This window comes from Mucilaginibacter auburnensis (assembly GCF_002797815.1).
GTDB classification, from domain to species: Bacteria; Bacteroidota; Bacteroidia; order Sphingobacteriales; family Sphingobacteriaceae; genus Mucilaginibacter; species Mucilaginibacter auburnensis.
In genome coordinates, this window is sequence record NZ_PGFJ01000002.1 from 1,577,611 (window position 1) to 1,589,565 (window position 11,955).

6 protein-coding genes are annotated in these 11,955 nt (G+C 40.1%); 1 reads left to right on the top strand and 5 read right to left on the bottom strand.

Annotated features, from left to right (window positions below):
• Positions 1 to 39 precede the first annotated feature (39 nt).
• Positions 40 to 1,296 (top strand): pyridoxal phosphate-dependent aminotransferase, encoded by a 1,257-nt coding sequence (locus CLV57_RS17785; protein ID WP_100342725.1) that lies wholly within the window; start codon positions 40 to 42, stop codon positions 1,294 to 1,296.
• Positions 1,297 to 1,300: 4 nt separating this feature from the next.
• Here CLV57_RS17785 and CLV57_RS17790 read toward each other — a convergent pair whose 3' ends face one another.
• The 5 genes from CLV57_RS17790 to CLV57_RS17810 all read right to left on the bottom strand — a co-directional run bounded on the left by CLV57_RS17790 (position 1,301) and on the right by CLV57_RS17810 (position 11,952).
• The gene (locus CLV57_RS17790; protein ID WP_100342726.1) at positions 1,301 to 3,739 is read right to left on the bottom strand and encodes a hypothetical protein; all 2,439 of its coding nucleotides are present in this window, start codon (positions 3,737 to 3,739) and stop codon (positions 1,301 to 1,303) included.
• A 76-nt stretch (positions 3,740 to 3,815) separates the two neighbouring features.
• Positions 3,816 to 6,146, bottom strand: coding sequence for a hypothetical protein (locus CLV57_RS17795; RefSeq protein ID WP_157799214.1), 2,331 nt, complete (start codon positions 6,144 to 6,146; stop codon positions 3,816 to 3,818).
• A 267-nt stretch (positions 6,147 to 6,413) separates the two neighbouring features.
• A complete protein-coding gene (locus CLV57_RS17800) occupies positions 6,414 to 7,991 on the bottom strand; it encodes a hypothetical protein (protein ID WP_100342728.1) in 1,578 nt (525 codons plus the stop codon).
• Positions 7,978 to 9,822, bottom strand: a complete 1,845-nt coding sequence (locus tag CLV57_RS17805) for a glycosyltransferase family 2 protein (RefSeq protein ID WP_100342729.1) — start codon at positions 9,820 to 9,822, stop codon at positions 7,978 to 7,980. Before CLV57_RS17805 ends, CLV57_RS17800 begins: the two co-directional genes overlap by 14 nt.
• Before the next feature lie 48 nt (positions 9,823 to 9,870).
• Positions 9,871 to 11,952 (bottom strand): cellulose biosynthesis cyclic di-GMP-binding regulatory protein BcsB, encoded by a 2,082-nt coding sequence (locus tag CLV57_RS17810; RefSeq protein ID WP_100342730.1) that lies wholly within the window; start codon positions 11,950 to 11,952, stop codon positions 9,871 to 9,873.
• Positions 11,953 to 11,955: the final 3 nt, after the last annotated feature.

An 11,955-nucleotide genomic window follows, 5' to 3' on the forward strand; every position in this document is an offset into this window, starting at 1 on the left:
ACCTTTCACCTTTTAGCTTTATCCTTTTACCTTTGAAGAATGAAAGTATCTGCATTAGCGGAGAACCTGCGTGGTTCTGAGATCATAAAAATTGCGGGCGAAATAAATGAGTTAAAACGCCAGGGACAAAACATTGCCAACCTAACTATTGGTGATTACGATTCTAACATTTATCCTATTCCGGATGAGTTGAAGCAGGATATTGTTGAGGCTTATGCAGCCAATCAAACCAACTACCCCCCTGCTGATGGTGTGCTTGCCCTGCGCGAGAGTGTATCGGTATTTCTGAAGAACCGCTTAGGGCTGGATTACAAAGCCAATCAGATCTTAATTTCAGGCGGCTCTCGTCCGCTGATCTACTCAACTTACTTAGCGGTAGTTGATCCGGGCGACAAGGTGGTTTTCCCTGCCCCGTCATGGAACAATAATCACTATTGCGACCTGCTTAAAGCCGAAGGCGTAATGGTACAAACCCGTGCCGAAAATAACTTTATGCCTACCGCTGATGAACTGCGACCGCATATTAAAGGCGCTGCTTTGCTGGCACTGTGTTCTCCGCTTAACCCTACCGGTACCATGTTTGGCAAAAAAGACCTGGAAGAAATTTGCGACCTGGTAATTGCCGAGAATAAAAGCCGTGCGGCAGGCGAAAAACCGCTTTATTTTTTATATGACCAGATCTACTCTCAATTAACTTTTGGCGATAACCAGCATTTTGACCCGGTTACTTTGCGCCCTGAGTTGAAGGACTATGTAATATTTATTGACGGTGCATCTAAGTGCTTTGCCGCAACAGGTGTGCGTGTTGGCTGGGGCTTCGGGCCGGAAGGTGTTATCAATAACATGAAAGCCATTGTTGGACACATGGGTGCGTGGTCGCCGAAGGCTGAGCAGGTTGCTATGGCCAAGTACATAATGGACGATGCTGCTGTAAATACCTATCTGGATACTTTAAAAGGCCGTGTACAACAAAGCTTAAATACCCTGCACAACGGCTTTCAGCAATTAAAGGCTGATGGTTTCGCTGTAGATTCAATAGCTCCGATGGGCGCTATCTACTTAACCATTAAAATTGACTACAAAGGCAAAACAACTCCTGATGGGGCGGTATTACAAAACTCGGCAGATATTAATTTTTACCTGATAAAAGAAGCTAAGATAGCATTTGTGCCTTTTGCAGCTTTTGGCACAGACGATGAAGTTACCTGGTTCAGGGCATCTGTTGGTGCTTGTAGCTATGAGGATATTGCTGCTGCTATGCCACGTGTACGCAAGGCTTTAGCTAAGCTTAAATAGTTAATTACTTACTTACCCGGAAAGATGCTTGTTGGTGTATCACGTCGGTATTGGTTACGCCTTGTATAATTATTTTAAACGGACCTGTTATATCACTCGTGTAAAATGAGAGTTCCTTTGTTTCACCTTTTTTCAACATGAGCTGATTTTTCCAGTAAATTGTTGACAGATACTCCGGCTGTGACGGATTTAGCTCTGAGTAATCAGACGGATAAAAATCCTGAGGTGCATATATACCTTTGAATTTTAAACCGGAAGTTTGATTACATCCCTGGTATACAACGGTTCCGGTTCCATTAATACCAGACCTATAGGTTGCTCCTTTAACCGGCGGCTTACAATCTGAAGCCCCCCTATGATTAGGGCAATTTAGTATGTTATAAACACAAATATAATCGCCGCAGGGGTTAGGGCCTGTGGCAAAAAAATCATCTTCCTTTTTATCTTTTATTGTAACTTCTTTAAGCCGTATAGCGCGCTCACTACCGGGCAATTGTAAGGCGTTAGAGTTTTCTTGTGCAGGCGAGTAATAGGTAAACGGTTCAATAATCCCGGCCATATATCTATTTAAGCTATCATAAGGGTTTACTACTTTAATACTAAAATCGGCCATGTTTCGTGCTGCCACCATTATGCCCACTTTCTTGCCCGGCAGCGTTACTATATTATTATCGGGCAATGTGAAATTGCCCGACATATCTGTTTCATAAGTACTTGTCGGTTCAACAGTTAAAATGGTAATTGGGGCTTTCATTTTACCGAAATTCCTTACTGCCTTACCTGTAAAAACCAAATCAGTAGCCGTTTTTACTGTATCATGAGGCTGCACTGTTAAAACATCTGTCCACTTGTATCTGCTCCAGCCTTTTATTAAGAGTATATCCTCCAGGTCGCGTCTGGCAAATTCCGAATTCTCAAAATAATTCTCCCTCACAGGTATACCAGAAAGGTGTTGTTTTAAATGAATAAAGCTTTCAATATCGTTACTGTTTTTAATTTCAACCCGGTTAGCCTGCACAACTGCTATTGATACTGCCGCTTCCTTATTCTGCCCTTCAAGTTTAAGGCTGACCCTAACCTTCTTCCGAGTGCCATAACTATTGTTATCAGTAGTGATAGTGATATTTGAATTGTTGTTGTAATGTGCGAAAACCGAACGTGCGGCATACGCGTTGCCGCTACTATCAACCAATGTTAACTGCATTAAGCCCCTTGGCATATTGTTCAGAACAATTTTAACCCTTTGTATAGGATTTTTTTCAATAGGCACATCAAAAAATAAATGTTCATAATTGTGGCCTAACAGGTGCAGGTGCCTTCCGCCGTCATTATTATATACATCAACCATAAGCGTATCATTAACCACTGCATGCCTTACAATTAATGTGGCGCCATTAATAACAGCAGGCAAATTATAAATTGCTTTACCATCATTTCTCTTTAACCTAAGGCTGTACTTTTTGCCAGCCTGCGGTACCAGGTAAAACTTGCCCAAACCATAGCCGTTAGAGGTAAAGGCGTCAATCAATTTATCATCTTCATATAGTGAAGCTTCCTCCAATAATGGTGCGCCTTCATCACTCTTAATTTCCCAACCCACCAGGTTAACTATACCATTTATCAGATTACCACCTTCCGGAAAGAATTGCACTTTGGGAGGTTGCTGCGGCACGGGAAGTTTCATTTTTACATCATGAATCTCGTCTTTATATTTCACCTGTACATGTAAAGTGTTGTTGCCGGCACTTAATAATTTAGATGATATGTTGAAAATGTATTGTCCTAAAGCTGTTTTAACCGCTCCTGTTGTTACGGGCTTACGGGCATCGCCAACATAATAGATTACAGGTAAGGTAGCCGGTGCGGCATTTACATCCATAAATGTAACCAGCAACATTACCTTTTGATTAACTGCCGTAGCCGACGTATCTAATGGGTTCAACGACGCATTGAAGGTTTGCACCGTTTCTGTTTTTACCGTTATTTGTTGCGTAAACAGCACTTCGGGTTTACCGTTTTGCAAGCGGTTAGTATAAGCAACAAAGGTATAAGCGCCAGATCTCACCGAATCGGGTATGTTGGTGTTGCCAAAGCAAAACCCGCCGGATATGATAAAGCGGTCGTCCATAACAACACTTCTATCGTCATTTTTTACCAGGGCAAGAGACAAAGTGTTATACAGTGCCGCGTCTGTATAGTTAAGTAAGTATCCTGTAAACCAAACATTCTCATTATTGGAATAAACATTTTTGTCAAAATGAATAAACAGCGCGGGCGAATGCCGGCTTGCCGCGTAATAGCTGATAAGCGAGTCAAAATTGGTTTGCACAGTAGAAGACGCAGGGCGCTTTTCAATGATCTGTGCATTTGCTTTGCCACATAACAAATTTAAACACAACAATAAACTACAGGCGAATACCGGTACTTTCAAAACAAGCGGCATAAGATTTATCTGAATAAAGATTTTGGCGAAAGCAATATATAACTAAATTTTTAACTACAGTAATCTCGACATAAGCTTACTGTTTTTTAACATTGAAAACCGCTTCACCGTAAATAACATCATCAGCTGTTATGCCCTGTACAATTACTTTAAACGGACCGGTGATATCGCCCGTATAAAAGGATACTTCCTGCACTTCACCTTTTTTAAGGAGCAGTTGGTTTTTCCAATATATGGTTGACAAATATTCTGGTTGCGATGGATTGATCTCCGAATAATCGGATGGGTAAAACTCCTGCGCGGCATAAATACCCTTAAACTTTAAACCGGTTTGCTTATTGGCCACCTTCATGATCTGACAACCCTGATAAACACGTCCCTGGTATGACATACCAACTATAGGGGGCGTGTTGCCTGATGCGAACCGATGGTTTGGGCAGTTTAAAATATTATACTGGCACACATAATCACCGCACTCGTTAGCTCCTATGCCGCCAAATTTTGGATAGAAAACATCATCAACCTTTTTATCTTTTATTACCACCTCTTTTAACTGGATAGCCCTCTCTGTGCCCGGAATGCTTAGATCAGATGAATTTTGTTGTGCAGATGTGTAAATAGTTACCGGACTCATGTTCAAAGCAAGTACCTTATTAACAGTGTCGTAAGGGTTAACGATGTCTATTTTATAATCAGCAACATCTCCATTAGCTACCATTATGCCAATAGTTTTATTAGGTTCTGTTAGAATATTGCTATCGGGTAATGCAAAATTTCCATTGATGTCGGTTTCGTACATTGCACCGGGATTCAAGGTAATTAACATTACCGGTGGTTTAAACTTACCAATGAGCCTTGTTACCTTTCCGCTAAGCTTCAACTCAGTTTCCTTACTTACTAAAGTATTTTGCTCTGCCTTTAAAACATCTGTCCATTTGTAACGGCTCCACCCCTTTATAAGTAACAGGTCTTCAAGGTCGCGCTTGTCAAAAAATGTGTTACTGAAATAATTCTCCTTTAAAGGAAGTTCGCCTATTTTTTGTCGTAAGTGTATATAAGTTTCAATATCGTTCTTATTACGCATTTCCACCCTGTTGGCCTGTACTACTGCAACAGAAACAGCCGCGTTATCCGCCAAACCGGTTAGCTTAATATTAAGCTTTACTTTTTTTCGGGCGGCATAAGTGGCGTTGTCCGTGGTGATCTCAAGCCTGGAAGTGTTGTTGTAGTGTGCAAAAATAAGTCTGTCGGCATAAGGCCTGCCTAAGCTGTCAACCAAAGTTAACTGCAATAATCCGCGCGGCACATCTTTCAAAATGATCTTCATGCGCTGCCCTACGCGATTTTCAACTACCGATTCAAAAAAAGTTTGACTGTAATTATGACCTATGAGGTATAGCTTGCGTTGCGGATCGTTATTATGTACATCAACAATCAAAGTATCGTTAACAACAGCCTTATTAACCGTGAGCGACGGACTATTAACAATGGCCGGAAGGTTAAATACCTCATTGTTATTGCTGCCAAGTAGCTTTAAATAGTATTGCTTGTTTTTTTGGGGGATGAATGCAAATCTGCCCAGCCCACTGCCGTTATTATGTACGGTATCTAGCACTTGCTTGTCTGCATACAATACCACATTGGCAAAAAGCGGTTTTCCTTCGGCACTTTTAACCTCCCAACCTATGGTATTTACAATACCGTTTACCAAATTTCCGCCTTCAGGGAAAAACAACACCTGTGCAGGTTGCGAAGCTACTGGTAGCACCATGCTTAAGTCCTGCACCTCTGCTTTATACTTTACCTGTACATGCAGTTTGTTATTAGCCATATTTAACAAAGACGATGGAATGTTAAAGATATATTGCCCGTTTGCAGTTTTAACAGCACCGGTGGTAACCGGCTTACGCGCATCGCCAACAAAAAACTTAACCGGCACACTAACCGGTGCCGATTTTTGATCCATGAAATTAACCAGCAACATTACTTTTTGATTGGCTAAAGTGGCAGATGTATCAAGAGGGTTAAGCGAAGCATTAAAAGTTGGCTGATTACCCGTTTTAACTGTAATTTGTTGGGTAAACACTGCATCCGGTACATCGCCCGAAATGCGGTTACCGTAAGCTATCAAAGTGTAGGCACCTGCGTTCACAGAATCGGGAATGGTGGTATTGCCAAAACAAAAGCCATTGTTTATTACAAAACGGTCATCCATTAAAATGCTTCTGTTATCGTCTTTTACCAGTACAAGCGACAGCGTATTATAGCTTAACCCGTCTGCACCATTTAACAGGTAACCTGTAAACCAAATAGTTTCGTTGTTGGAATATACGTTTTTATCAAAATGCACATATAACACAGGCGATCTGTATTTTGATCCGTACAAGTTAAGTAGTGAATCGAACATTGTTTTTCTGCCTGATCGAGCATCTGACTGCCTGGAGGCAAGTTGCGCATACAGAAAGTTACTGGTTAGTGTAATGGCAAACACAACAATACAACAACAGAGCACACGGTTAAAACGCATGGCAATAAAGAGGTTAGGTAAATAAGTTTATTGGCAATGCAATATAACAACAATCCGGTATAATAACAGGTTAATTGTATGGTGCCATAAACATAAAGATGCCTGTACTACCATAGCAGTACAGGCAAAATATATTAAAAATTAATGCTATAGAAACCTGTAAAGCACCCAGTTTGGTGTTTCATGCACCTTTTGCAAGGTGGCATAATTATTTGCTGTTTGGTAAAGTAAAGGAGGATATTTGGAGCTGAGTAGCGTGTAACCCGCCATTAAGTTTTTAGGAGATGTTACCAATATATACTGCGCATAATCTCCCGGCGACTCAACAGCGCCAACGTAATTGTCCTGGTAGGGTAGTATAAGTCCTTTTATATTATCTGTATAAGCAACTATCTTGTAAGCTACGGCATCATCAACCAATACGCGTGTATTTTCTGGCAAACCGTTAATATAGTTAGCCATATTGCGGTCTTCGTCTGCTTTTTCCTCATCCAGTTTCCTGTCAATAAAGGCAGCGATAAATTTTCTTTCCTCGTCTGACGATGAGTTTTTCAGGAAATAGTATCCTGTATAGCATTGCAGCAACATAATGAACCCTAAAGCAACTTTAAAAATAAGTTGTTGCTTTATGTTTGCTCCTTTAATTATGATGCACAGAATTGCCAACACTAAAAAAATAAGATAATACTGATAAGCTATAGGTGTTTTATCATACTTTAAATGCAAAAACTCAACAAAAGCAAACGGGGTAAGCAGTGTTAAAACCTGATAAACCTTATTCCTGAAAAAGAACATCATCACCACAATAAGCGGGCAGAAGGCAATTATTTTAGCCGTGATCAATAGTGAAACTTCGGTGTTATCGGCCCCCGGGTTCATTGCGGTAAGATCATAGTTAAGCCGGTCGGCTAAAACCGTCCATGTTGAGTATGGGCTCTGCAAAAAGTAGTCAACATCATTTGCGTTGGTCAGGTTAAGCAGTTTGTAACAAACAATTGATGCTATTGGCAACACAAACAAAATGATGTAAAGGGCAAATGTTTTATTAATAAGTTTACGCCTTAGCGATGGACTATTAAAGCTCATCGTCATCCTGAAAATAGATTCCTTTTCGGCCAGATTAAGGCTTTGTATGGAAATGGAAAATACCAGCGGTATAAAAAACAAGGTAAGCCAGATAAACTTATAATCGCAAAACAACAGTATTACCAGGCAAATACTGGCAATTGATACGTGGAAAGTTGTGTTGGATGTGTAATACCTGAAAAGGTTAACAAAAAACAGGTAAAAGAATATCAATACCAGATATATTGACTTGCCGGAACAGGCCGTATAAAGTAAGCCCGGATGAAAGAGGAAAACAGCCAACAACAGAAACAGATAAAAATCATCCTTAAGTCTTTTGGTAATCTCCCCCGCAATCATGTAAAAAAGTACCGCTGTCCCTAAACAAGATGCTATTACAGGCGCAAGCAAGGGATCAATAACCGTAAAGGCAAATGTTGCAAAGAAGGGTATAATGGGCGATGTTAGGCCCATAACCTTAAGCTTATAGCCAATGCCCTCAAATATTATACGTACCTTTTCTACATAAAAAACCGACTCAAGGTTACTATACCCCATATCACTAAGTACATAACCGCATACCAGATAATAAATGGCAAGCAGCGATGTAATAATGAGCAGAGATTGCCCGCTGGTTATTTTTATTTTACGGAGTGACATTTGTAGGACTATGGGTTTTACTTAAACCGTGATTAGTTTTCTCCCAGTAAAATGGTTTTACAACAAGCTGATAAAGCCCCTTGTACGCTGCCCAGGAATGCAATAACCAGTAAATTGGATTAGCTACCGCGAATAATATCAACTCGTAATAGCGGCGTTTAAACACAGCCATCATGTTTACATATATCATTAAAATATTACCTACCATGAGGTTGATAATAGACATAAATAATACCCAATCAGGAAACAAGGTGCGTATGGTTTCCAGATCAAAGATAACGTAGCAGAAAAATATGCATAGCAGCAACGGATATACCAGGAAGGTTACAGGCGTTGCACCTATAAAAAAATTAAATCCTAAAAAGCCTTTCCAACCTATTTTTTTCCATAATGCTATCGGGTTACGCATATGCACCAAATGCGTTTGCATATAGCCCTTTATCCAACGCGAACGTTGGCGCACCCAGTTAAACATTTCATTATTGGCCTCTTCATAAGTGGTTGAATTAATAATGGCCACTTTATAACCCTTATCATAAGCCCTAACACCAAGATCTGCGTCTTCGGTTACATTGAAAGGGTCCCATCCGCCTAACTCTATCAGGTACTCAAATTTGAAGTGATTACTTGTACCTCCAAGTGGAATTGGTATATCAAAAGTATCAAGCCCGGGTAGCATATAATCAAACCAGTAAGAATACTCCAGCGTAAACATACGGGTAAGAAAATTCTCGTTACGGTTAAAGTAGTTTAGAGCACTTTGAATAACTATATAATTATCCGGCAGTTTATTAAACAGGGCAACCACCTTTTTTAGCTGATCGGTATCTGGCACATCTTCAGCATCATAAATAGTGAGGAATTTACCCCTTGAAAAATGAAGCCCGTAATTACATGCTTTAGGTTTAGTTTTAGGCATGTGGAAAGGCACAACAATTACCTCAAACACTGCTGGAAAATCAAGATTACGCACCGCATTAAGTGTTTTATCATCATCTTCCTCAATCAGTAACTTTATATCCAGTTTCTCGCGCGGATAGTCAATACTTTGCAGGTTCCATATCAGCTTTTTAATCAGCTTATCTTCTTTATAAACCGGGAGGTGTATGGTATATATGGGCAATTCATCGTCCACTACTTCGCGTACTTCCTTTTTTGTAACAGCTTCATCCAACTCAAACCTTGAACCAACCAAAGCCAAAAACAGCTTGAAAACTATAGCAACCAAAAAGAAGCTGCTGAGCAGAACATTTATGATGATAGCTGTATTAGCAAAACTGAGTATCAATCCGGCAACTACTACGCCTAATAAGCCAAACGTAAATACTAACTGTGGGGTAGTAAAAGTTGTGAGCGCTGAGTTTTTGGGATCGCGGTTGAGCAGTTCAAAAACGGCCGACTTCACATATTTTTGTCCCAACAAAACGTGGCTTAACCAGGTAATATCCAAATCAGAAGCAACGATTATTTCGGGCTCTAAATTGTAGGTAAACCTGATAAAGTCAATAAACAACTCGTCAGATGGGTCGGCCATTAGCGTAACAACCTTATTATTCTGTATGCGTAAAGGCAGCGCCAGATGTTCATCAGCAAACTTGAGTTCAATTTTGCTCAGCACCTCCTCATCGCGAGGTTCATCCCTTATTTGCTGGAATGCATAACCCGCATTGATAAGAGATCGCTCGTAATTTTTACGTGAGATGTAGCCAAAGTTCAGCGCAATTTTTACGTACGATAAGCCCGAGCGTCGCGAAAAATCATCTATCCTTTCCTGATCGTCTTCGGTTAAAAAGCCATCACGTATTAAGAGCTTTGGGACTGATAATTTCATGTGTTATATTAAGTTCTCCGGCTGCATGAAAGCAGCCGGAGCGTATAATTAGTCGGTGAATATATCTTGTGATTTTTGAACTTTGGCGCGTATATAAAGGAATGCTAACAGTATCAGCACCAGCATGGCCAATAATATGTACAGGTTGTAGCTTTCCCAAAAACGCGTCAAAACGCTCTTTGTATCAATATATTCCAGGTTCTCGCTTGATTTGCTGATATTGAATAAATACTTGTTGTTATTAACATCAGATATAGCCACGTTGCTTGACAGCGTTGACAACTGCTCGGTTATTGATCTGGATGCTGCACTAAATGCGTTAGCCATGTTTTTACCCGTAGCAGTTAAAACCAATACAGCGTTGTTGCTGCGTCCGTAAAATATTTGCGCCAGGCCGTTTGATACAGAGTCAGACAGTTCATAAACTATCTTATTGTTCTCGTTATTATATAACCTGAATTTACGGTTGAATTGAATTGGAGCATCAGGGAATTCATTCATCAGTTTATCATCATGTGACAATAAAGCAATAATGTGGTTCTTTTTCAACTCATTTACATCCATGTCATCTGAGTAACTAAACTCAGGGAAGTTATTGGCGTTGATGTTATTATTCAATTCATAAATAATTTCACCCAAGGCAGCTGCCGCAAACGGAGCATACTTTTTACTTACAACAACGCGGGTGGTACCATTGTTAAATGCTTCAGGATATTGATAGAAGCTTAAGTCACTGGTGACAAAAGGATTTTTTGACTCCAAATATGATTTATCTACATCAACTTCAGCAAAAAAACCATTAAAACTATTGTTACAGTTACCACCGCTTGCGTAGAACCTGAATTCGGTTTCTAACGTGTTGTACTTATGGTGCTGATAACGGTTAATTGTTACCGCGGTGTTTACTTTACCCGAACCATCAAGTTTTTCTGACTGGATAAGCATGCCATTCAGATAGATATTCAAATAGCCCCTATCGCCTTGACCAAGGCTGCTATAATTGGCCATTACCCTAATTTCAACTTCTTTAGGCGTGAAGCTAAAATCGCTGTTTTTAAAATTATATACACTTTTAAGGTTACCAATACCACTCATAAAGTTTGTGGTACCACCTATTTGCCTGAAACTAAGTTTAGAGCGGTTTTCGTCAATAGTTTTAAAGAAGGTATTCTCAGCCTTATTGATCAACAGGTAATCGCCAAACGTTGAGTTAAGAATATTGATATTACCTAAAGAGGTTATTGATTTTTCATATCCTTGATCGTCGCCTCCGGTAATGAATAATATTTCAGACGGAACAGTGCTTTGCGCTAAGGATTTAACCGTCATTATTTTTGCACCTGCTTTTACCAGCCTTACAATGGTATCTAAAGCAACCGCTGTAGACTTGTTTAAATACATTAAACCCTCACCTTTTTGTGGCGTAACTTTTATAAGGCTGCGTTGGGTTGGAGTAAGGCGATCTATCTGACCAACTACTATATAGTTCTTTACGCTATCAGGCATTTTACCTTGTTGATAAACCTGTATGTTTCTCACGTCGGCCTTTTTCAACCTTGAATACGCCCACGCAACCGCTTTCAGATCATGCAAATTTGGATTTGCAGGATACACTATAGCACGCATGGTTTCAAAACTGTTACCTATATTAACGTTAGCAAAAAAGTTAGCATTGCTTTTAACAAGGTTAAGGTATGAGTAGGATTTAACTCTCAACCACATAGCCGGATTGTCAAGATCCTTACATTTTTCGTCTGATACGGCCAACATAGTTTTCACTTGTATCTTCAAATACTTATCGCTTGAAAGATCATTACGACTTAGGTTTAAAGACACCTGTTGGATAGAATCACGTGTGAGGCGGGCGCTATAGGCCGGCCTGTCATTAATAATAACGTTTACGTATGATTTTTCGCGGATCAGGGCTTGCGATGCCTCAAAAAACAATACCAGTTTACTGCCGTTCATTTCCACCAGCGGATCTATTTTCAAATAATACGCCGTACTGCCGCTCATTCCCTGCACCGCCTCGTCTTCATGCCCCATTGCTTTAAACGATACTATTTTTTGAGCAAAGCTGGCTGTACTCAAGAAAAAGAAAAAGGCTAATAAGCTTAATAATTTGTTCATTGG

Bases quoted from the DNA above. Each gene is read 5' to 3' on its own strand.
- CLV57_RS17800 (WP_100342728.1), bottom strand. From the start codon at position 7,991: ATGTCACTCCGTAAAATAAAAATAACCAGCGGGCAATCTCTGCTCATT.
- CLV57_RS17805 (WP_100342729.1), bottom strand. From the start codon at position 9,822: ATGAAATTATCAGTCCCAAAGCTCTTAATACGTGATGGCTTTTTAACC.
- CLV57_RS17785 (WP_100342725.1), top strand. From the start codon at position 40: ATGAAAGTATCTGCATTAGCGGAGAACCTGCGTGGTTCTGAGATCATA.
- CLV57_RS17795 (WP_157799214.1), bottom strand. From the start codon at position 6,146: ATGTTCGATTCACTACTTAACTTGTACGGATCAAAATACAGATCGCCT.
- CLV57_RS17790 (WP_100342726.1), bottom strand. From the start codon at position 3,739: ATGCCGCTTGTTTTGAAAGTACCGGTATTCGCCTGTAGTTTATTGTTG.
- CLV57_RS17810 (WP_100342730.1), bottom strand. From the start codon at position 11,952: ATGAACAAATTATTAAGCTTATTAGCCTTTTTCTTTTTCTTGAGTACA.